18 protein-coding genes are annotated in these 22,289 nt (G+C 42.5%); 14 read left to right on the top strand and 4 right to left on the bottom strand.

The genetic code is table 11. The features are described 5' to 3' along the window. Window positions 1-119: 119 nt before the first annotated feature. The gene (locus NST45_RS08420; protein WP_076141018.1) at window positions 120-3,236 is read left to right on the top strand and encodes an ATP-binding protein; all 3,117 of its coding nucleotides are present in this window, start codon (window positions 120-122) and stop codon (window positions 3,234-3,236) included. On the opposite strand, the gene NST45_RS08425 is transcribed toward NST45_RS08420, so the two are convergent. Next, a complete protein-coding gene (locus tag NST45_RS08425; RefSeq protein ID WP_076141017.1) occupies window positions 3,223-3,768 on the bottom strand; it encodes a CDP-alcohol phosphatidyltransferase family protein in 546 nt (181 codons plus the stop codon). The two genes, NST45_RS08420 and NST45_RS08425, sit on opposite strands and share 14 nt — an antisense overlap. A gap of 159 nt (window positions 3,769-3,927) precedes the next feature. On the opposite strand from NST45_RS08425, the gene NST45_RS08430 reads away from it, so the two are divergent. After that, entirely contained in the window at window positions 3,928-5,061 is a 1,134-nt protein-coding gene (locus tag NST45_RS08430; protein WP_076141016.1) for an SGNH/GDSL hydrolase family protein, read from the top strand. A gap of 68 nt (window positions 5,062-5,129) precedes the next feature. Here the strand turns inward: NST45_RS08430 and NST45_RS08435 are convergent, their stop codons facing one another. The 3 genes from NST45_RS08435 to NST45_RS08445 form a co-directional block, all read right to left on the bottom strand. Further along, window positions 5,130-6,815: an ABC transporter substrate-binding protein gene (locus NST45_RS08435; RefSeq protein WP_036688689.1), complete on the bottom strand. Its 1,686-nt coding sequence runs from the start codon at window positions 6,813-6,815 to the stop codon at window positions 5,130-5,132. A gap of 105 nt (window positions 6,816-6,920) precedes the next feature. Next, the gene (locus NST45_RS08440) at window positions 6,921-8,531 is read right to left on the bottom strand and encodes a response regulator (RefSeq protein ID WP_076141015.1); all 1,611 of its coding nucleotides are present in this window, start codon (window positions 8,529-8,531) and stop codon (window positions 6,921-6,923) included. Between the two features lie 4 nt (window positions 8,532-8,535). Further along, window positions 8,536-10,347, bottom strand: coding sequence for a sensor histidine kinase (locus tag NST45_RS08445; RefSeq protein WP_076141014.1), 1,812 nt, complete (start codon window positions 10,345-10,347; stop codon window positions 8,536-8,538). Window positions 10,348-10,491: 144 nt separating this feature from the next. Here NST45_RS08445 and NST45_RS08450 point away from each other — a divergent pair, with 144 nt between their 5' ends. From NST45_RS08450 to NST45_RS08505, 12 genes are all read left to right on the top strand, one after another. After that, window positions 10,492-11,448, top strand: a complete 957-nt coding sequence (locus NST45_RS08450; protein WP_036688682.1) for an ABC transporter permease subunit — start codon at window positions 10,492-10,494, stop codon at window positions 11,446-11,448. Between the two features lie 15 nt (window positions 11,449-11,463). After that, window positions 11,464-12,336, top strand: a complete 873-nt coding sequence (locus tag NST45_RS08455; RefSeq protein WP_036688680.1) for a carbohydrate ABC transporter permease — start codon at window positions 11,464-11,466, stop codon at window positions 12,334-12,336. A 317-nt stretch (window positions 12,337-12,653) separates the two neighbouring features. Then, window positions 12,654-13,301: an elongation factor G-binding protein gene (locus NST45_RS08460; RefSeq protein ID WP_036688678.1), complete on the top strand. Its 648-nt coding sequence runs from the start codon at window positions 12,654-12,656 to the stop codon at window positions 13,299-13,301. Between the two features lie 283 nt (window positions 13,302-13,584). Next, window positions 13,585-14,937 carry a sodium-dependent transporter gene (locus tag NST45_RS08465; RefSeq protein WP_036688675.1) on the top strand — a complete coding sequence of 451 codons (1,353 nt, stop codon included), beginning with the start codon at window positions 13,585-13,587 and terminating at the stop codon, window positions 14,935-14,937. 261 nt (window positions 14,938-15,198) lie between these two features. After that, window positions 15,199-15,870: a GntR family transcriptional regulator gene (locus NST45_RS08470; RefSeq protein WP_036688673.1), complete on the top strand. Its 672-nt coding sequence runs from the start codon at window positions 15,199-15,201 to the stop codon at window positions 15,868-15,870. A gap of 21 nt (window positions 15,871-15,891) precedes the next feature. After that, a complete protein-coding gene (locus NST45_RS08475; protein WP_076141013.1) occupies window positions 15,892-17,052 on the top strand; it encodes an amidohydrolase in 1,161 nt (386 codons plus the stop codon). A gap of 27 nt (window positions 17,053-17,079) precedes the next feature. Continuing rightward, complete coding sequence (locus NST45_RS08480) at window positions 17,080-18,123, top strand: methionine ABC transporter ATP-binding protein (RefSeq protein WP_036688670.1); 1,044 nt, start codon at window positions 17,080-17,082, stop codon at window positions 18,121-18,123. Next, complete coding sequence (locus tag NST45_RS08485; RefSeq protein WP_036688669.1) at window positions 18,098-18,757, top strand: methionine ABC transporter permease; 660 nt, start codon at window positions 18,098-18,100, stop codon at window positions 18,755-18,757. The genes NST45_RS08480 and NST45_RS08485 overlap by 26 nt, the downstream gene beginning before the upstream one ends. 30 nt (window positions 18,758-18,787) lie before the next feature. Continuing rightward, a complete protein-coding gene (locus NST45_RS08490) occupies window positions 18,788-19,807 on the top strand; it encodes a uroporphyrinogen decarboxylase family protein (RefSeq protein WP_036688667.1) in 1,020 nt (339 codons plus the stop codon). A gap of 11 nt (window positions 19,808-19,818) precedes the next feature. Continuing rightward, window positions 19,819-20,646: a MetQ/NlpA family ABC transporter substrate-binding protein gene (locus tag NST45_RS08495; protein ID WP_076141012.1), complete on the top strand. Its 828-nt coding sequence runs from the start codon at window positions 19,819-19,821 to the stop codon at window positions 20,644-20,646. Window positions 20,647-20,663: 17 nt separating this feature from the next. After that, complete coding sequence (gene proC, locus NST45_RS08500; RefSeq protein ID WP_076141011.1) at window positions 20,664-21,470, top strand: pyrroline-5-carboxylate reductase; 807 nt, start codon at window positions 20,664-20,666, stop codon at window positions 21,468-21,470. A gap of 2 nt (window positions 21,471-21,472) precedes the next feature. Continuing rightward, complete coding sequence (locus tag NST45_RS08505; protein WP_076141010.1) at window positions 21,473-22,237, top strand: VOC family protein; 765 nt, start codon at window positions 21,473-21,475, stop codon at window positions 22,235-22,237. The last annotated feature ends 52 nt before the right edge of the window (window positions 22,238-22,289 follow it).

Below are 22,289 nucleotides of genomic sequence, written 5' to 3' on the forward strand. Positions count from 1 at the left end.
TCTAAACATAGGATTACATACGTCTATAGGCCTCTTAATATAGTATAATCATACTGTATTGCTCAAAGTTGGAGATAGGGATATAGCACTATTAAATACTATTGACGAATGAGGAGTCTATGAGAACTTCGGAGAATAAAATTAAGTTAAGTCATATGTTGTACATAGTAGTATTCATCTGCCTGCTGATTGCAATACGCTGGAGCTGGTACAATCATTTTACTCTGTCTAATCCTCCTGTAGTGGAGCAAGGTGTGCTCGATTTGCGGGGAGTGGACCTTGAATCACTAAGCTCTTTTCCATTGGATGGAGAATGGGAGTTTTATCCTCAACAATGGGTGAATGCCGCCAATGTGGATAGCGTTTTAAAAGGCCAAATGCTTCAGGTGCCGGGTAACTGGAGTACCGCATTTAATCCTTCAGAGCAAAAAAAGGCATATGGATACGGAACTTATCATATGCGTATTTTGCTAGATCAACCCTTGTCTGAGCCGCTAAGCTTTTGGTTCCAGTCCATCTATACTTCTTCTGAAGTGGAGATCAATGGAACAGTGCTCGCACGGTTTGGTGTGTTATCTGACGAGAAGGAAGAGCATGTTTATGTGACGAAAGCATTCTTAATCAGTTATACACCTACAGATCAGAAGCATCTGGATCTATTTGTTCGGACGTCAAACTATGAGTCTCCACTAAAAGGGGGCATAATTCGGTCCGTGGAGTTTGGCATTCAACATGAAGTAGACACTATATACTGGAATTCCATTGGCTTGCAGCTAGTCGTAGGGGTCATGCTTCTTCTACATGGGTTGTATTTATTGATTATCTATCTGATGGATGTACGAAAAACAGAGCTGATTATTTTTTTCCTCATGATGGTCGCTGCGGCTGTATCCATTGGGGTTGAACATAATGGACTAATGTTCCGGTTTCTTCATGTTGATTTTGCCTGGATGTTGAGGTTAAAGGTTCTTTCGTATATAGGGTTTTGTCTATTCCTTTTATTGATGGGAAGAGAACTATTGGGGAATCGACGGAAAGGCAAGGCGTTTTATAGTTACATCCTGTCAGTTCTCATTTTTACTTTATTTATTATTGTAGGTCCTGAAGAGGCAGTGTTATATATCATCGGAAAAGGGTATTACATGATCCTGTATTACGTTCCAGTGTGTTGGACGGTATATTATTTTTGGAAGATGGTATCCTTACGAGCTGAAGGTGCTCTATTTTTATTGTTTTCAGTGTTAGCAGTACTAAATAATATGTTGTGGGGGGCTGTCTACTATGCCAGTAGCTCACAATTTATGTTTTATCCCGTAGATTTAATAGCTGCCCTTGCCGCATTTTCCGCCTATTGGTTTAGGAGATATTTTCATCAATCCCATCAAAATGTGTTACTGAACGCTCAATTGGCGGAATCCAATAAATTAAAGGACCGTTTTCTAGCCAATACATCACATGAGCTGCGCACTCCACTGCATGGGATTATGAATATTGCCCAAAGTGTGTTAACAAGAAAAAAACATGTGCTGGATGAAGAGAGCCAGCGTGACATGGAATTGCTAATTATGGTCAGTCGCCGGATGTCGCTTATGCTGAATGACTTGCTTGATGTTGTGCGATTGCAGGATAAGCGGATTGTGATGAATATAAAGGTCTTGCAAGTGAGGTCATTGGCTGAAGGTGTACTGGATATGTTACGCTTCTTAACCGGTGGGACGAAGGTAGAGCTTCGAATGTCTATAGATGAGAAACTGCCTCGTGTTTATGCGGATGAGGAGCGATTGGTGCAGATTCTGATTAATTTAGTTCATAACGCACTAAAGTACACCGAACAGGGAAGTGTTGAACTGGCCGCAGAACAAGTAGGTGGGGATGTATGGATACATGTTACGGATACAGGAGTAGGTATGGATGAAGCTTTGAAAAAGCGTGTTTTTATGCGCTATGAACAAGGGGCTTACGGTCAAGGCGGCATTGGGCTGGGACTTAGCATCTGTAAGGAGCTGGTCGAACTGCATGGCAGTGAATTATTGCTGCAATCGCAGCCGGGTCAGGGAAGTAAGTTCAGCTTCAAATTACCTGTAGCCAAAGGGAGCTTGCAGTCATCCATTCCGGATGTCTATGCAGAAAAAGATTCGGATCCATTGTCACCATTCAGCACGTGGATAACTGCTGAGAAATCAGCTATGGTGGCTGCCACCTATAATACAAAGGAAGTAGAGCCACTCTCGAAGCTCGATACAGACGCTGATATCATACATGTGCTGGCAGTTGATGATGATTCGGTCAATTTAAAAGTTTTGCAAAATATTTTATCAGATGGAGCTTATCGGATTGATACAACGACTTCAGCCCGTGAGGCGCTGGATATGTTGCATCATGAGCAGTTTGATTTGGTTATCGCTGATGTGATGATGCCGGGCATGTCTGGTTATGAATTGACAAGATTGATACGCGAGCGGTTTACGATGTATGAACTTCCTATTATTCTATTGACCGCTCGCAGTGAGCAGGAGGATGTCTACGCAGGTTTCTTGGCTGGCGCTAATGACTATGTAACCAAGCCAGTAGATGCCATAGAATTGAAGTATCGTGCTTCGTCGCTCACTTCTATGAAGCAAGCAGTCAATGATCGTTTGAGAATGGAGGCTGCTTATTTACAAGCGCAGATCCATCCACATTTTCTCTTTAATACATTAAATTCGATTATGTCCTTGAGTGATTTTGACACTGTCAAAATGAAAGATCTTTCAGATGCGTTCACTACTTATCTGCGGATCAGCTTTGACTTCTTAAATGCAGGCAAACTTGTTTCGCTGTCGCAAGAGCTGGAGCTGGTCGAGAATTATGTATATATCCAGCAGCAGCGTTTTGAGGAGAGGCTGCAAGTTGAATGGGAAGTAGACGCGAATCTCCAGCTTCTAATTCCTCCGCTGACGATTCAGCCACTGGTCGAGAACGCCGTCCGGCATGGGATCTTAAGTCGGGCAAAAGGTGGAACCTTGCGTATTCACATCGAGACACATGCGGAGGCTGTTCATTTTATCATTGCAGATACGGGGATTGGAATGGATGAAGCTCAAGTCAGCAAGTTATTACAGCCCAAAAGTCTTAAGGATCAAGGAATTGGTCTCCTTAATACAGATCGGAGATTAACACAATTATATGGACAAGGCTTGAAGATTCAAAGTATTCCTGGGGTGGGAACTACAGTGTCTTTCATTATTCCTGATTAGGATGGTTGTAAAACCATCCTTTTCTGTCCAGCTGTAATTGAGTGGATGTGATTTGGATGATCAATTCTTCCACGGCGGATAAGGTTGCAATTATACAGACAATGGTTGTCCAAATGGTGTGGGTACTATGGGAAAGCCATAAAGGAGTTATAAATAAGAGGAGCCCGGTGAGTTTATTGCCGTAGGTATGGATGCTTGCGTAAGTTTTGAATCTCCGGAGGGCGATCCCTATCGATGTTATGCGGATGACCGCGATCAAGAAGATCCATAAGATGAATTCGAGTGTAAGACCCAGAAACGGATACAAAGTAAATAAGCAGATCCCGATTAGTATCGTGTCGGCAGCAGAATCCAGCTTTGCTCCGAGATGACTTGTTGTGCCTGATTTTCGGGCAATTGGACCATCTATCAGATCGGTGACTCCGCAAAGGATATAAATTGCAAGAAAGGGCGAACTTAGGGGCTCGAAGAATAACAGCATGATTGCCAAAATAATTCTGCCAAGTGTAATACAGTTAGGTATAACTTTCAACTTCAATCCCACCTTTGTTCATGACCTCATTTAATTCTATTGTACCAGAGGCAGAGTATATGCTATATGCTATTTGGAAAAGGATTATAAGATAGTATTGAAGAAGTAGTGAAGTAGAAGTATAGATTAGGATTCTAGTAGTAATTCAGGAGGGATTTTATGAAGCAGAATACAAACTTAAAGGTACATACATTAGCTGATATCGAACATCTGAAAATTCACGGCAGAACAACAGGTTTACTTTCTCCACTAACGTTATTTTGGACAGGCAGTGCGGTCGAATTAAATGTTAAAAGTTCTGAGCTATGGCTTGAAGTAGAAGCAGATTATGATGTTTATGAACCTTGGATTAGCATCCTGATCAACTCCGTTCCTGTAAGCAGACAAATGTTAGTAACAGGCCGGTATTGGATTTGTGTATTTAGAGGCATGAATGATCGTGTTGTGAAAAATGTCCGTATTGTAAAAGATGTGCAGGCAATGAGTGGAGACCCTGGCTGCTCTTTGCAGATACATGCGGTGAAGATGGATGGGAAATTTCTGCCGGTTGCGGACAAACCCCACAAGATAGAGTTCATAGGTGACAGTATAACATCCGGTGAAGGAAGTATAGGTGCCAAGGCTGAAGAAGACTGGATACCAATGTGGTTTAGTGCCATTAACAACTATACTAGCATGACGGCAGATGCTTTAAATGCAGAATATAGAGTTATTTCTCAAAGTGGCTGGGGCGTCCTTACTAGCTGGGATAATAATCCGCACGGTAATATCCCTGATTGTTATGAACAGGTTTGTGGTCTTCTAACTGGAGCAAAAAACGAAGCTTTAGGAGCTTTTCAAGAACACTCTTTTGAATCCTGGCAGCCAGATGTTGTGGTAGTTAATCTAGGAACAAATGATGGGGGCGCTTTTCAATCGCCAGAATGGAAAGATGAGGTAACAGGGGAAAGCCATAAACAACGCTTAAATGAAGACGGGACCTATCATGAGGATGATATACAAGCTTTTGTCGATGCCGCCGAGAAATTTCTGATGAAGCTTAGAAAAAATAATCAACATGCACATCTCGTATGGGCATACGGGATGCTTGGTATCCCCATGATGCCGGCGATCTACCGAGCGGTCGATGTTTATAGCAAGAAAACAGGGGACAAGCAGGTTTCAGTGTTGCAGCTTCCAAATATGACGGATGAGACCATAGGGGCAAGAAGTCATCCGGGAGCATTAGCTCATGAACAAGCGGCAAAAGAGTTGACGGGGTATTTGAAAGGGATTCTAGCGGGCGAAAGTTAATGATGAATTCATAAAAAAACAAGCCGGAGCGTAAGGAACACGCTCCGGCTTGTTTTATTTACTTTAGTCTATTTGGTGGATACAGACTTGAACCATTCGTTAACTTCTTTGGTGATTTGGTCACCACCATTTGCTTTCCAGTTGGAAACAAAGGAGTCAAAGGCATCTACTGGAAGCTTGCCGTAAATGATTTTGTTGAAGGTTTCCATTTCGGATTGACGAAGCAGATTCCATTTGGATACCATCGTTGGTGTCGCAGCACCAGTGAAATAGTTCTGTCTACGAATGTCTATTTGCGACATAACAACTTTTGCAGCGGCCCAGTTTTCCGGTTTACGGAACTCAGCCATTTGTTTTTCATAAGGAGTTACAGGTGTTTCACCATCAGCAAGTTTAACCAATGTCTTCATGAACAGATCAGGAATACGAGCCGGTCCAGTTAAGAAAGGAAACTCATTGGAGAAGTCTTTAATCTTCTCTTTATCACTAGTAGGCTTTCCATCAATCATGTCCCAATCGTAGCCTTTAGCAAAGCCGTATTCAAATTCACTACCAGCTGCAGGATTAGCTAGGTTATCAAGCAAGTAGTTGTAGTATAAGAAAATTGCTTCAGGGTGCTTAGCATCTTTGTTAATCATGATACTAGCGTTTACCCCAGAGTTCTGCCATTTGGTACCGATGAGTCCGTCTGGACCTGCTGGAACCGGATAAGCTTTGATCTTCGCTCCAGGTACATTTTTCATAAGATCGGGAGCCGGCCAGTCTGGAACCCAGTTTGCTCCTGGTAGAATACCTGCGGCGCCTTTTGTCCAGCTTTCAGCAGATTTACCTTCATCCCAAAGTGCGGAGTCTGTGTGAATATAACCTTTTTCCATCCACTCACTAAGCTTAGCAAGGGCTTGTTTAGCACCAGGATTAATGGAACCGTATTCTAGATTGCCATCGGCATCTTTATTCCATTGTTCCTCAATCGTACCATAAGCACCGAATAACCAGTCGAGTTGGCCCATCCAGGTGTTTGTATTGTTTTTCAAAGAAATCGCAAGTGGGAAAACATCTTTAGGTGCTAGACCGTCAGGGTTTTCGTTCTTGAATTTGTCCATAATGATCTCAAGATCGGCGATTGTTTTTGGAGCTTGAAGGTTCAGCTTTTCCATCCAATCTTCCCGTAACCAGAGAAGGGTATCGTCATTATCGGTATATTCAAGGATCGGCATATTGTATTTCTTACCGTCTTTTGTGAATGGATACCAAAGTTCTGGGTGTGCTGCAGCATGATCTTTTAGAATTTTATTAGCATACTTGTCAAACAACTCATCGATAGCAATGAACTGACCGGAATCAATCAGTTGATTGGTCAACACTGCATTGGTTGGTACAGAAACGAAGTCAGGCAGCTTTTCGCCAGAAGCAATGGCAAGCTGAAGCTTTTGTCTGTATTGATCGTCATTGGCAGGATACCAAGTATCTTTATGCTTCATGCCCAGTGTTTCCAGCATCCAGCGATCGTGAACATTGTTTTCTTTTGTATCGCCTTGAACATATTTCTTCGGCATCAATACCGAACTGAACTCGATGGGTGGATCGTATTTACCTTTTTCAAAAGCAGCATCTGCTTCAGATAAACTAGTCTCAGACGATGTGGTATTGTTTTGTTTGGCGTTTTCATTATTTCCGCCGCCACTGCCACAGGCTGTGAGTGTGATAAGTGCTGTGACCGTTAACAACGACCACATTTTTTTGAACTTGATCATTCTTTAATTCCCCCTACTGTGTATGATCTTTACAAGTGTAACTTTAACAACTAGTCGGGGATGGCATCTATATGAGATTTTTAGTTTCGATAGGACTCTATCATGCTATTTATTATTGTCTCGATATTCCTGCGGTGTTACTCCGAACTGTCGTTTGAATACTTTTATAAAATAAGCAGGGTCCATATAGCCAATCTCCATGCTGATTTCATAGACTTTTTTAGAAGTGTTTTTCAGCTTATGGCAGGCCCGATCCATGCGCAGGCGCGAGATATAATCGCTTATTCCTTCACCCGTTTCAATCTTATAAATTTTTGATAAATGAGTCGGATGGAGGTTTACATGGTCAGCCAGAACCCGTAATGAAACATCTAAATGCAGGTTTTTGTCTGTGAAATCTTGAATCTTTTTCACATATTCAGACCTGATGTCCTTAATTTCGTTAGACGTTCCTTCTTTCAATTTGCTCAGGATGCTGAGGGACCATTTTCTAAGTTTACCGATGGTCGAGAACGCTTCACCGCTTTGCAACCAACCGAGATCGTCTCCCACTAAGTTAGCTAGAGTATGTCCATTTCGGTGTGCGAGATTCGTGAAGGATGCAGTGATTAAAAAACCGGCCTCCATGCAATGCTCCCACGATTCAGACCATTTCTCATCCAGCTCCGCGCAGACAGCGAGTAGTTTCTCTTCCGCAGCATCCCAATGCCCACTTTCAAGCAGGTGAATTAGTGTCGGCGGGGTGTAAAGGGCATCCAAAGGTCCTTGGGTGGTGGAAGGTTCAAATTCGCTGACCCGCATTACGAATTCGCGCTCGTCTCCCACGATCTGCCGGAAATAAGCTGTAGCCTGACGGAAACGGCTCGACACCTTCTCGGGAAACTGGAACCACTCGGTGATTACTATGGACAGGGAACCTTTCAGAAATTGCTTAACCTTATACTGAAGCTGTAAAGAAAGCTTTTCTAGGATGGTTTCTTTGCCGATGTCGGATCCTTTCTCTTTAAGCTGAAGCAGAAACACAAGATATCCATGTTCTTCTTTAACGCCCCAGACCTGCATGAATTCACCCATAATCTCTTCAGCCATATTGATGATGGCATATTCAATTAAGGTTTGATCATTATTGTTATAATGGCTAAATTCTTCTTCCATGCGTACAAGCATCAAAGCGCAATCGCCAGAATGGAAGGGCAAATCATAATTTACGAGCTTCCGTTCCCATTCGCCAGCTTGAAATTGATGACCTTGCAAGGCATCAAGCAGCAGTTGACCACGTAAAAGCGGCAGATTTTCCCGTAGGGTAAACTGGGTTCGTTTAAGCGAACTGATAAGTTCCCATTCTGTGTTCAATTGCTCGATGGCAGTTTTGACTGCACCGATGATTTCATCATCGGTAGGTGGCTTAAGCAAATAATCGACAGCATTATGCTGGAGTGCTTTTTTGGCGTAATCGAACTCCGAATGGCCTGATAAAATAATGCATTTAATCTTTTTATCACGTTTTCTTATCCGCTCTATTAATTCAATTCCCGTCATTTCGGGCATTTGGATATCCGAGATCACAATATCAATCGGGTTGGTATCGATAATTTGTAGCGCCTCACGTGCCGAATACGCTTTATGCACCTGTTCAATTCCTAGCGTATGCCAGGGTTTAGTCATGGCAAGATTATCTACCCAGTGCGCTTCATCGTCTACTATAATCATTTGCATGTTGTTATTCTCCTTGATGATTCTTAAATTTAGAATATTCATCCTCAGTAGGGATTTCCCAGATAATCTCTGTTCGGAAACCTCCAAGAGGGGATGGTTTAAAGGTTAGACAGGATTGATTACCGAACAGGTGCATGATCCGCTGATTCGTATTCCAGAGCCCACAGCCCATTTCTTCCTGCAATGGCTCCTGCATTTTACGATTCAAAGCTTCTAACTGCTCCGGATTCAAGCCAGGCCCGTCGTCATCAATATAAATCTTGCAGAAGCCGTTCGAAATCTCACCACTAATGCTAATCTCACCCGATGAATACGATTTGGCCACTCCGTGAATGACTGAGTTCTCCACAATAGGCTGAAGCATTAGACGTGGCACAGACTGGCTTAACATGTTCTCAGGGATTTCGATATGATAATCAATTCTGGCATTGCGCAGCTTTTGAATATCCAAATAGTTGACGAGCAGCTTGATTTCTTCATCCAGTGACGCGGTTTCCCGTTCCATTCGGGTAGTATAACGATAGTAAGCACTTAAATTATAAGCCATTGAGACGACAGCGTCCTCATCCTTCATTTGGGCCATATTGATAATATAACCAAGGCAGTTATAGAGAAAATGTGGATTGATTTGCGCCTGCAGTTGCTTAAGTGTAGCTTCGCGGGCACGGATTTTCTCATTGAACACATTCTCTATCAGGTCTTGAATTTGATGGGACATATCATTAAAGCGATGGAATAGAAACGAAAACTCGTTCCGGCCCTCGTTATGAAGACGTACAGAATAATCTCCACGCTGCACGCGCCGTAAGCCTTTAATTAGCTTTTTGATAGGATATTGAACATTTCTGTATAGTAATATGGAAGCGGAAATTCCCATAACAAACAGCAAAATCATCGAGATATAGAACAAATCCTGACTGAGCGAAATGGGTTTTAGGATTTGATATAGAGGGACAACATCTATTAAATTCCAATCCAAATAGGAGGACTTCACAGAGCTGACCAGGTAGTTCTTGCCATTGAGTTTGACTACATCCTGGGTAGTGTTCTCAGGTGAGTGTTTATCCAGGTAAAGAATGAGTTCTTCAGATAACTGCTTGTCCGCACTGCGATTCAGAATTGGCGAGTTCCCTTTATGATAGAAAAAAGGATCACCTTGTCCACCTTCCTTGTACGTATCCAGCATGTTCTGAATATTCTCATAACTGAAGCTGGCTTCAATCACCAAGTTGCTTCCCGTCAACATCCCCGGCTGAGCTAAGGAATCCGTATAGAACCAGTAAAAGGATTTTAGCTCGTCTTTAGATTCCAAGCTATGATCGCCATACGTCCATTTTCCACTCATATTTCTTTTTAAGTAATCCTCATCATACCCAAATGTCCGGTTGTAGTTGGAGATGACATCTTTATTTTGCTGTGAATGTACGGCATATCTGGCAGGCCAAATATCTGCAACCCCGGATTGAAGCACCATCTTTTCCTGAATGACATACCGGGTCTGCATCTGATCATATCGATCCGCCCAAATGTTTAATCCGTTGAAGGCTCTGACATTGGGATCTCTAGAAAGGATAAGGGCGAAGTCCATCATCTGATTAATACGCGAATCAATTTGACTGGACAGAAAAGTGAGCTGCTTCGTATTGGACACCTGCAGCTCTTTGCTTACAACATCGTATGTGACGTTATTTGAAAAGGTATACATGATAATGATGGGGATGAACAAGAGTATGATCAGGCAGTTTATTTTGGCAAACAAACTAAACCGGGATTGTGTTAATTCTCTCAGGGATGTAAAGCGCTTCCAAATATTCATAAATGTACCCTCCAGATGATGTCCTAATAAAACCATATCAAGCCTAACAATGTTATATAGTCAAACCTGAGAAACGCCTGATACTATTTATAGCAGAGATCCCCATCACACACAAAATATTTTTTTTGGGAACAGGAGAGAGCTATGGAGGCTAATTCAATACAGCAGGTAGGCCTGGAAAATAAACCAAGTATAAAAAGAAAAAGAAAAAAAGGCTATAAACAACCATGGGTGCTCCACTTCATGGTATTACCAGCGGCAATTATGGTTTTTATTTTTTCTTATATCCCCATGTCAGGAATACTCATGGCATTTCAGGATTATAAGCCTGCATTAGGATTTTTTGATTCCGAATGGGTCGGACTTAAGCATTTTAGGTACATGTGGGAGAACGATTATTTCCTGCAAATCACCTGGAATACACTGTTTTTTGCTTGCTCCAAAATTGTTTTGAACCTGATTATTCCTTTTATATTCGCTTTGTTGCTCAATGAGGTAAGGAATATGGGTCTTAAAAGATCTATTCAAACACTCGTCTATCTACCGCATTTCTTGTCTTGGGTTACCCTTTCAGGAATTCTGATCGATATCCTAGCACAAACAGGGATCGTCAATCAGTTTATTTCGTCCGTTTTCGGCATAAAACCGATCTTTTTTCTAGGGGACGGCAATTGGTTCCGATTTACCATCATAGCCAGTGATGTTTGGAAAGAATTTGGTTTCAACACGATCATTTTCCTAGCTGCGCTATCCGGCATTAATCCATCACTTTATGAAGCTGCTGAAGTGGATGGGGCAGGTCGCTGGAAGCAAACGATGTATATTACCATACCAGCACTTATTCCAATTGCTATTGTAATTGCGACCTTGGCACTGGGCAATGTATTGAACGCCAACTTTGACCAGGTATTTAATCTATATAGTCCTTTGATCTATCAACAAGGGGATATCATTGATACCTTTGTGTACAGAGAAGGTCTTCTCAGCGGACAATTCAGCTTTGCGACCGCAGTTAATCTTTTTAAATCGGCAATTAGTTTAATTCTAATCGTTATTTCATACCGACTTGCCTATAGATTTGCAGGGTACAGAATTTTCTAGAAAGGATGACAACAAATGTACCATAAAACCCTTCCATATCGAATATTTAGCATATTCAACAATGTGCTCCTAACTATCCTTTCGGTGCTCTGCTTGCTGCCATTGTATCACTTACTCATGGTATCTCTTAGTGCGTCCGCCCCAGCCAATGCTGGTTTGGTCACCTTTTGGCCAATTGGCTTCACTTTGGAGGCCTATGCAAAAACTTTTAACAACACTAATTTTCTTACATCCCTGTGGGTGTCGGTAGAGCGGACAATCCTAGGAACAGCACTTGCACTGGTAGTAAATACGGTTGCAGCCTATGCTCTTTCTAAGGAAACTAGAGTTTTCCGGGCGCGTAATATCTACCTTTGGTATTTTGTCGTAACCATGCTGTTCAGTGGGGGTCTGATTCCGGGATATATCCTGATTCTAAAGCTCGGGCTGATGAATTCTTTGATGGCACTTATCCTACCTGGATTGGTAGCCGTATTTAACATCATTTTGCTGCTGAACTTCTTCCGTGGTGTACCTAAGGACCTTGAGGAAGCGGCCTTTATTGATGGGGCAGGACATTTTAAGACCTTTTTGAAAATATATTTACCAGTCTCCTTACCAGTCATTGCAACGGTTTCTCTATTCATGATGGTGGGTCATTGGAACTCTTATTTTGACGGTATAATCTATATCAGAGATTCGGATAAGCTGCCGCTGGCGACGTTTATGCAGACCATTATCGTTCAGGCAGATATGTCCAAGCTTGATCCGTCAGCCGTAGCTAACTTGTCTCAACGGACCATACGGGCTTCACAGATTTTCATAAGTGCGCTACCGATATTGTTGGTTTATCCATTCCTGCAACGTTATTTTGTGACAGGGATCGTAGTCGGCGCTGTAAAAGAATAGTCAAAAAAGAGGGAGTTACTGGACTAGTCCATGTAGCTCCCTTTTTTTGTAGGTATGGCATGAAAAATAGACACCCGAGATGAATTGCGCCTTCTAAAATACGGTGCTATACTTTTGGCATGAAATATGCTCGGAGGTGGTACAGTGCTAATGTTGAAATGCCCATTAGCTAGAAGTTCCTCACGCAAAGCCTAATATAGGGCGATACTTTGCGTGAGGTGCGATGGATGGATATATCGCCCAACTTAATTTTATCGTTTCTATAAATGGGCTTTGCACCTTATGAACTTTTAATATAAATAAGGGGCTGAAAAGCGATGTGTACACCATTTATTAGAAACCATCAATATAACTTAATTAAGAAACAAACGAAATTTGTTCTGCATACCCTGCGAACCGTTGCGGATCGCAGAGTCTTGGAGACTGTAAGATATAGTGCTGCTACGAACATTATTGAGGCATTTCCTTCTCTTACGGAGAATCACAAGCAGATGCTGGAACAAATATCGACCTTCGAAACTGCAGAAGATTTCCAGAGATATCTTAGTGAATTAGAACCATACCTAGAGTCATATCCGACGATTACGCTGAAGCAGATTCAGAAGCTATTCCCTAAGAATAAGAAACTGAAAGTACCTGATCTACAACTCATCGACTATCGCAACATAACGTATTTGAGTTGGATAGATATTGCCAGTAATAAATTATTCATTATCTATCCGTACGAAGGACAGTTCATTGGTATAGAGGGTAGAATTACACCAACGCACAAAAAAGGGTACTGCATGTTCTGCAATCGGCATCAAGAGCTTGCATTCTTTTATGTTAAGACCAAGAATGTGAACGTTTCGCCGGATAATATTTCTGCTGTGGGTCAATACGTATGTTTGGATAATCAGGAATGTAATCGGAGCATAACCGATACAGCTAAGCTTGAGAGGTTCATTCTCTCTGTCCGCAAATAATGTTTAGAAAAGGCTCCCTTAGTGGGAGCCTTTTTTGTTAAAAGATATCGTCAGGATATAGACAATTCGTTTCATTGAAGCAATGAGGCACGACATTAGTGGATATAATGAGAAAGGGGAGTTAGTAGTATAATTCTTCGTAAGATTCAGTGACTGAATAAACAATATAAGCGTTTACAAACAGAAAATTTGAGTAGTTATAAGAATAGTCAGAAAATTTCCATATGACGTGCTTTGTTACTTAAGCTATAATGAGGTCTAAAAAAGAAAACGGGGCGTTATAATGAATCAAATTAAGGGTAACAAAAATCTTCTCTCGGAGAAGGAGGAACGCTTCTCTTCCGCGGGCTTTATTTTTGCCGCCATTGGCAGCTCGGTTGGGCTAGGGAATATGTGGAAGTTTCCTTATATTACAGGGGAAAATGGGGGGGCAGCTTTTTTCCTTCTTTTCATCGTCTGTTTGGTGCTGATAGGGTTACCGGTGCTGTTGGCAGAACTGGCTATCGGACGCAGTGGGCGTGGTAGTGCGGCGACCTCTTTTATGCGGGCTGGAGGCGGGAAGAGTTGGTTTGCAGCTGGAATGTTGCAGGTGCTTGCGCCGTTTCTAATTCTCTCCTTTTATATTATTGTTGCTGGCTGGACGCTGAACTATTCGATGATTGCTTTTAATGGACAACTATTCAGCACTACTGATTATGCAGGCGAATTCAATTCGTTTGTCTCTGGATATATGCCAATCGTTTGGCAGGGGATAGCCATTCTGATTACGGCGGGTGTAGTCATCCTTGGTGTATCAGGCGGGATTGAGAAATTTAACAAAGTATTAATTCCTGGTATGGTCGTACTCCTTGTAGTGTTAATGATTCGCGCGGTAACCTTACCGGGTGCATCCGCAGGGGTATCCTTTTTCCTAAAACCGGACTTTTCAGTGTTGACAGCGGAATCTGCGCTAGTTGCATTGGGACATGCCTTCTTTTCATTATCGCTCGGGATGGGGATTCTCCTGACTTACGGATCTTATGTTGATAAAAAACAATCGCTGGGTACCGCTGCCATCGCAATCGGTGCAGGAGATTTGTTATATGCTTTTATCGCAGGCTTGATTATTTTTCCGACGACGTTCTCATTTGGTATTGCTCCTGATCAGGGGCCTTCGCTGATTTTTATCGCTTTGCCAGCCGCTTTCTCGGCTATGCCTTTTGGTGCGCTCTTCGGCGGTTTGTTCTTTATCTTGCTGGCGATTGCTGCTCTAACCTCAGCTGTATCGCTGCTTGAAGTGCCTGTATCCTTCACAATGGAGCGCTGGAATTGGAGCCGGAAACGTTCGGTTTGGATTTTGACGCTGATCTGTTTCCTTCTTAGTATTCCTTTAGCGATGTCACTGGGAATGTTCCCGGAGCTAACGATTGGTGGCAAATCTCTATTTGATGGGCTGGATTTTATCACCTCTAACATTATGCTGCCGCTTGGAGGTCTGCTGATTACCATCTTCGCCGGTTATTTCTGGAAAGGTGCAGCGGAAGCCGCTGGACTACAGGCGCGCTGGTTCCGTGTTTGGCTGTTTATGCTCCGTTATGTGGCGCCGATCCTAGTGTTCCTAGTGCTGCTCCATACCTCGGGAATTATTTCTTTCTAATTCTGAAATTTATTTATTCAAAAATAGCTCTACGACCCTTGTTGGTTGTAGGGTTTTTTTGTGTTGAAAAGAGGGGATTAGATTGATTTTTAATTCCTACTTGACTAGGTGGAATAATTGGAATATAGTATAAAAAAGCTTGAACGGTATGGAAGGGAATGTAACTAACTAATCAATCCTTAACTAATAATTGTATACAATTATACAAATATATTATTGGGGTTCGGACCCCATAGATTATCGATGAGGAGCAGTATAGAAATGGCGATACGATCACGAAGGTTATCAAAGGATAATACCTACTATGAATTAAAACAAAAAATTATTGATAGCGAGTTTGAACCGAATCAACCTGTAAATGAAGAAAATTTGGCGGCCTTGCTCGGAGTCAGCCGCACACCTCTAAGAGAGGCGATACAGAGACTGGAGAACGAGGATTTTCTGGTTCGACAGCCAAATGGAAGACTGCGGGTAGCTTCAGTAACCCGTAAAGAGGTTGAAGAAATATTTCTTATTCGCAGCATGCTTGAAGGCTATATTGCAAGAAGTGCAGCTAAGCATGCCACAGAGAAAGATATTGTTAACTTAACGACGATGATTACAAAAATGAAACACTCGTTCCAGCTTGGTGATAATCAGAATTTTGTTACTTATGGATTTGAGTTCCATGATTATTTATCAGAAATCAGTGAACTTAAAACCTTCGAGAAGGTTCTGAATCAATTAAGAGATCATTCGCTTCGTTATTGTCGATTCGTCTCTATGCATGGGGATTGGAACACACAAGCGGATGAAGAACATGATCTTATTTTACAAATGATCGCTGCTAAAAATGAAGATGGTGCTGAAAAAGCCATGCAAGATCATATTTTAAGCAGTCTATCGACTGCGCTTGATCGCATCAAAGGGATTGAAGAAAAGCTGGAAGCATAACGAAAGGGGAGTACATCAGCTATGAAACCACTAAATGAGGTTGAGCAAGCTTTAGCTAATCAATTAATAGAGGTTCGCAGAAACCTGCATCGTGAGCCTGAATTAGCGTATGAAGAGTTTAAAACCACAACAAAATTACGGGAATGGCTGACCCAAGCCAATATTCACATCCTTGACTTGCCTTTACAAACAGGACTCATCGCAGAGATCGGGCAGGGTCACGGACCCATAGTGGCCATTCGTTGTGATATTGATGCACTTCCCATAGAGGAACAAACTGAATTGTCCTTTGCCTCAGAGATCCCAGGAAAGATGCATGCCTGTGGTCACGATTTTCACACGGCTACTATTTTAGGTGCTGCATTATTATTAAAGGCTCGTGAAAGTGAATTACCTGGAAAGGTTAGAGTATTGTTTCAACCCGCGGAAGAAACAGGGCATGGGGCGGAAAGTGTCTTAGCCTCGGGAGGACTCCAGGATGTGGCGGCTATATTTGGTCTCCATAATTCACCTGACTTGCCTACAGGAGCTTTTGGAACAAGAACAGGAGCTTTAACAGCCGGTGTTGACCGGTTTGAAATTACAATAAAAGGTGTCGGCGCTCATGCTGCTTATCCTGAAAAAGGTGTGGATACGATTGTAACTGCGGCTCAAATCATTACCGCTCTACAAACCATCGTAAGTCGTCAAAACAGCACCACGGAACCAGTAGTGTTAAGTGTTACCCGAATTAATGGAGGCTTCACATGGAATGTATTGCCGGAAAAAGTCGAATTAGAAGGTACAGTAAGAACTTACAATGAAGAGATTCGCCGCAATATTCCGATACAAATGACTCGTCTTATCGAAGGGATTGCTGCGGGAGCTGGGGCAGAGGCACAGTTACATTGGTATCCAGGTCCACCCGCAACGATAAATCATGGGGAATGGGCGGACTTTACCAAAAAGATCGCCTCAGATTTCGGCTATGAAGTACATGATATTCCTCCACAGATGGGTGGAGAAGATTTCTCTTTTTATTTACAACAGATACCGGGTGCTTTTGTGAATATAGGATCAGGTCCAGCCTATCCCTTACATCACCCTCGTTTCGATGTTGATGAAGCTGCGATATTACCAGCTGCTAAGTATTTCGCTTTATTGGCAGAACAAGCGCTGGTGAAGCAGCAAGAGGAAGCTTAATCCTATATATGATTGAGGGGAATGGAAATGATTGAATTAAAGAATGTTTACAAATCGTTCACTCGGAAAGGGACCACTATTGATGCTCTTAAAGGGATTGATTTAAAGGTCGAAAAAGGCGATATATTTGGGGTTATCGGCTATAGCGGTGCTGGGAAAAGTACATTAATTCGTTTAGTCAATTATTTGGAAAGACCCACCAAAGGACAAGTTATGGTCGCTGGACGTGATTTGGGAACATACAACGATAAAGAGTTGCGTACCGCTAAGAAAAATATCGGAATGATTTTTCAACATTTTAATCTATTAGAATCTAAAAAAGTTTTTGATAATGTGGCGATCCCTCTAGTTCTCCTAAAAAAGAATAAAAATGAAATCCGCCAACGGGTAATGGAGCTGCTAGAGTTTGTTGGATTAAGTGACAAAGCGGGGAGTTACCCGAGTGAGTTATCAGGTGGTCAGAAGCAACGTGTCGGGATTGCCAGAGCGCTTGCCTCGAATCCGTCTATCCTTTTATGTGACGAAGCGACCTCTGCCTTAGATCCACAGACCACACATTCTATCTTACAGCTATTAAAAAAAATCAATGCTGAATACAACATTACCGTGATGATCATTACACATGAAATGTCCGTGATTCAAGAGATTTGTAACAAGGTAGCGGTCATGGAAGAAGGCCGGATTATTGAGCAAGGAAGCGTTCTAGATGTATTCGGAAGTCCAAAACATCTGACCACGCAAAATTTCGTGAAGACGGTTATTCAAAATAGCATGACCTCTAGCGTGCGGAAATCTATCAAAACAGAACCCGGAAGTCAGCTGTACAAGCTTAATTTTGTGGGAGCAAGTGCCTCCGAGCCTATCCTGTTTGAAATGATTCGCTCCTGCGATATAAAGGTCAATATTTTATTTGCGAATACGACGGAAATTCAAGAAACAACACTGGGAACAGTGATCATTCAATTCGATGGTGAGGCAGCAGAGATTAACAATGCATTATCTTTCTTAACAAGAAATGGAGTCGGTGTAGAGGAGGTAGAATCTAATGTTTTCGACCACAGTAACAGGTGATCAATTTCTGCAGGCGATTATAGAAACCATTCAAATGGTAGGGTTCTCCTTGTTTGTTGGCTCCCTGATTGGGATCCCATTTGGGATATTGCTTGTCATCACTCGTCCGGGTGGGGTTTTGGAGAACAAAGCGCTTTACGCCGTACTAAATCCGATTATCAACATCATTCGCTCATTGCCTTTTATTATTTTACTGGTTGCGATTGTGCCTTTCACACGATTGATTGTTCATACTTCAATTGGGACAAGCGCAGCGATCGTACCCTTGATTATCTATATCGCACCTTATATAGGGCGGTTGGTAGAGAACTCACTGCTTGAAGTGAATCCGGGAATCCTTGAAGCCGCTGAGGCGATGGGAGCCACTCCTTTTCAAGTCATTTGGTACTTTTTATTGCCAGAGGCGGTTGGATCCTTAATCCTGTCTCTTACAACAGCGACGATTGGTCTGATAGGTGCAACTGCAATGGCTGGAACGGTAGGGGGAGGCGGCGTGGGAGACTTGGCGATCGTATATGGATACCAACGCTTTGACACTGTTGTCGTAGTAGCCACCGTGATTATCCTCATTATTTTAGTGCAAGGGATTCAATCTTTAGGCAACACGCTAGCAAGAAAAATTCGCCGTTACTAGTTACTACATATTCTGGGAGGGACTCGACAGATGAGTGAATGGAGTAAGCAAGATCGTTTTAACGCATTATTATCAGGAGAACGGGCGGATCGTCCAATCGGAAGTGGTTGGCGCCATTTTATCGACAAAGAACAAACTGCGGATGATTTAGCAGAAACTACGATTTCTTTTACGAAAAAATATGATTGGGATTGGGTCAAGATTAATCCAAGAGCGACTTATCTGGCGGAAGCTTGGGGGAATCAATACGATTTTACGGATTATCAGACCGTATTTCCGAGACAGCAAACGACGGCTATTCCAACAGCGGCTAGTCTGTGGGATATCGATGTTAAAAAGGCAGTCCAGTCAGCCCCTTTGGCAGAGCATTTAGATGCGGTTAGAAAAATTCGCCAAGGGTTACCAGATACCCCACTAATCCAGACGGTATTTTCACCATTAACAGTGCTGCTATTTATTGTAGGACGTTCTGCTTACGTTACTAAAACGGTGTTTGGTATTGAGCACCCGGTAACTTTGGAATCCTTGTTTAAAGAACATCGAGCGGCAGCACACCATGCGCTACATGCGATTTCCTTAACTTTAGCCGATTATGTACAAGAGTTACAGCAAGCGGGCTCTGACGGTTTGTTCTACGCAGTGACGGGCACAGCTCACCCAGGATTATTTGATGAAGCAATGTTTGATGAGCTGTCCAGACCTTATGATTCTATTGTGTTAGAAGCAGCAAGCTATGGAAAAAACATTCTTCATACTTGTGGAGCTTACGCCCAGCCTGAGAAGTTCAACGATTATCGGATTGATGGGATCAGTTGGGATACGATAGCCGAGGGGAATCCAGGGTTAGAGGCAAATCTCAAAGCTACTAAAGTGGGGGGAGTCGATCATGGGTTGTTTGCGGTAAACGATATTGCCCAAATCAAGCAGCAGGCTGAAGATGCATTAAAGTTAATGAAAGACCAGCCGTTTATTCTATCTCCAAACTGCGCAATCCCACTCAATGTGACGGATGAGGCGTTGGCACAATTTAAAAAATCTATATTGGAATAGGGGAAGTAAGTATGAAAAAGTTAATGTTAGTGATGATGATAGGTGTTCTTGCAGTGTTGACGGCTTGTGGCAATAAAGAGGCGGGGGATTCTGGAGATAAGAAAAAGCTTACCGTTGGATTTGGTGTTGGAACCTATGAGGAACAATTCCGCCAATCGATTCTACCGATTTTAGAGAAACAAGGGTATTCCGTTGACATTAAAACCTTCTCGCAAAATATGCAGGTCAATCCAGCAATGAAAGAAGGCTCCATTGACGCAAGTATATTCCAAAGTACAGCCTATATGGAGGCCATTAACGAAGAAATCAATGCAGATATGGTCGGAATTGCTTATGTTCCAGGTGCTCCACAAGGTCTTTATTCTGTAAATCATACCACGCTAGACGATGTTAAAGACGGTACAACCGTAGCTGTTCCGAACGATCCGGTAAACCAAGAGCGTGCACTACGTATTCTGGAAGAATTGGGTTGGGTCAAAATTAAAGAAGGGGCGGGCGTAGCGGATTTCAATATTAATAGTATGGAACCGGATAAATATAATATTGATATTAAAATACTGGACCCCGCTCAAATCCTTGTCTCCCTTCAAGATGTTGATTATGGCGTTGTAAACGGTAATTATATTGCCAATTCGGACAGAAAGATTACGGATGCTTTGAAAATAGAAAACACACCTATGGAACACAGAATTATCGTATCGGTTAATAAAAAGGATGAAAATTCTCAGTGGGCTAAAGATTTGAAAGCTGCTTATGAATCCAAAGAGTTTGAAGAATATATTCTTGGATTAGAAAAATATGATGGTTTCATTCTACCTGAAGCTTGGGACAACAATTAATTAAGGAAGTGAACGGAGTGACCAAAGAAAAGATTCATTTTATTGGTGGCGGACAGATGGCGGAAGCGATCATCCGCGCATGTATAGCGAATAACACCTTGTCTGTAAATCAAATTAGTGTATCGGATATTAATGAAGCGCGTCTGCAGTTTTTGAATACCAAATACGGTGTGGATACGGAGAGTTCGCAAGAGCATAACCTGTCTACAGCAGATGTGATTGTAGTGGCAGTTCGCCCACAGGATGATTTAACTACACTTGGTCAAAACGTACAACAATTCGCTACAGCTTCTGCCGCAATCGTATCGATTGTGGCGGGTGTGACAAATGATCAATTAGCTGGGTATTTTGGAGCTGAACGGTCCATTATCCGGGTTATCCCCAATACTTTAACCGATACAGGATATGGCTATAGTGGTGTAGCGTTAAATGCTTATGCTACTCGTGATCAAGTGGAGCATTTTTTACTTGGCTTTGGAAAAGTACAATATCTGGATGAGGCGTTAATGGATGTTTTCACTGGATTTGGTGTGGCGGGTCCTAACTATATCTATTATTTCATTGAATCTCTCGTGGATGCAGGTGTACTTGCCGGACTGCCGCGTGAGCAAGCCTGGAAGGTTGCATTGGAGAATCTGATGGGATCGGTAGCAATGCTGCAACAGACAGGGCTGCATCCACGACAGCTGCTGGATATTAATAATTCACCTGGCGGTGTCGGCATGCATGGCTTGTACGAATTAAACAACAGTGATTTCGCAGCGGGCCTGCAAAGAAGTGTTCTGGCAGCCGTAAAACGTACTACTGAGCTGGGAGTGAAGTAATCATGACAACGATGAAATGGGATCATTTAGTTCACTATGTCAATGATTTGGCCAAACCGGTTGAGATCTTTGGAGCTCATGGATTGGTTGCTTTTAAAGGAGGATCTCATAAAGATTGGGGAACCTATAATGCCTTAAGTTACTTTGGGCTAACCTATCTCGAGTTTCTGGGCATTGAGAATCTTGAGCTGGCAAAGGCAACTGAACATAATCTAGTGGTGAAAGATGCAGTTGAACTTTTACCAGAACATGAAGTTCTAAGTAGAGTAGTCATCCGGACGGATGATATTGAAGAAGTAGCGGCTTCCCTGAAAGCAGCAGGCTTATCATTATCTCCAATTATCGATGGTAAGCGACTAGATAACGAGGGCAGATTAATAGAGTGGCGGATGATGACCATTGCTGGTGACTTTGGGGGACTGGTCTATCCGTTCATCATTCAATGGAGCGGAACGGATACAGAGCGAGTGGAAAGATTAACATCATCTGGAGTCATTAAGCCTCATCCTGCGGGAGAAGTCGAAATCGTCCGTGCTGTATTTCATGTCTCCGATCCTGAAGCTGCAGCCAACCATTGGGGAACCATATTCGGACTGCCTGTTACGAAGTCAGAGGATGATACCTTCAGCCTTAAGATTGGCGATAGATCATTTGCTTTCGTGCAAGGAGACGAGAACCAATTCAAGCAGGTGGTTTTTGAAACGGATTCGTTAGAGCTGAAAGGGAAGACGATTCGGATTGGTGATGGGGAGTATGTTTTCGTTTAAGGGACTAGTATCTTTATAACTTTAGAAATAAAGACTTACTTGAAGGGATCGA

This window comes from Paenibacillus sp. FSL R7-0163 (assembly GCF_037969975.1).
Taxonomy (GTDB): Bacteria; Bacillota; Bacilli; order Paenibacillales; family Paenibacillaceae; genus Paenibacillus_AQ; species Paenibacillus_AQ odorifer.

What these genes read in the sequence shown, in the direction of transcription:
- NST45_RS08455 (WP_036688680.1), top strand. Translation starts at nt 11,464, where the DNA reads ATGTACCATAAAACCCTTCCATATCGAATATTTAGCATATTCAACAAT.
- NST45_RS08445 (WP_076141014.1), bottom strand. Translation starts at nt 10,347, where the DNA reads ATGAATATTTGGAAGCGCTTTACATCCCTGAGAGAATTAACACAATCC.
- NST45_RS08450 (WP_036688682.1), top strand. Translation starts at nt 10,492, where the DNA reads ATGGAGGCTAATTCAATACAGCAGGTAGGCCTGGAAAATAAACCAAGT.
- NST45_RS08470 (WP_036688673.1), top strand. Translation starts at nt 15,199, where the DNA reads ATGGCGATACGATCACGAAGGTTATCAAAGGATAATACCTACTATGAA.
- NST45_RS08480 (WP_036688670.1), top strand. Translation starts at nt 17,080, where the DNA reads ATGATTGAATTAAAGAATGTTTACAAATCGTTCACTCGGAAAGGGACC.
- NST45_RS08465 (WP_036688675.1), top strand. Translation starts at nt 13,585, where the DNA reads ATGAATCAAATTAAGGGTAACAAAAATCTTCTCTCGGAGAAGGAGGAA.
- NST45_RS08505 (WP_076141010.1), top strand. Translation starts at nt 21,473, where the DNA reads ATGACAACGATGAAATGGGATCATTTAGTTCACTATGTCAATGATTTG.
- NST45_RS08490 (WP_036688667.1), top strand. Translation starts at nt 18,788, where the DNA reads ATGAGTGAATGGAGTAAGCAAGATCGTTTTAACGCATTATTATCAGGA.
- NST45_RS08460 (WP_036688678.1), top strand. Translation starts at nt 12,654, where the DNA reads ATGTGTACACCATTTATTAGAAACCATCAATATAACTTAATTAAGAAA.
- NST45_RS08485 (WP_036688669.1), top strand. Translation starts at nt 18,098, where the DNA reads ATGTTTTCGACCACAGTAACAGGTGATCAATTTCTGCAGGCGATTATA.
- NST45_RS08440 (WP_076141015.1), bottom strand. Translation starts at nt 8,531, where the DNA reads ATGCAAATGATTATAGTAGACGATGAAGCGCACTGGGTAGATAATCTT.
- NST45_RS08430 (WP_076141016.1), top strand. Translation starts at nt 3,928, where the DNA reads ATGAAGCAGAATACAAACTTAAAGGTACATACATTAGCTGATATCGAA.
- NST45_RS08420 (WP_076141018.1), top strand. Translation starts at nt 120, where the DNA reads ATGAGAACTTCGGAGAATAAAATTAAGTTAAGTCATATGTTGTACATA.
- NST45_RS08435 (WP_036688689.1), bottom strand. Translation starts at nt 6,815, where the DNA reads ATGATCAAGTTCAAAAAAATGTGGTCGTTGTTAACGGTCACAGCACTT.
- NST45_RS08495 (WP_076141012.1), top strand. Translation starts at nt 19,819, where the DNA reads ATGAAAAAGTTAATGTTAGTGATGATGATAGGTGTTCTTGCAGTGTTG.
- NST45_RS08475 (WP_076141013.1), top strand. Translation starts at nt 15,892, where the DNA reads ATGAAACCACTAAATGAGGTTGAGCAAGCTTTAGCTAATCAATTAATA.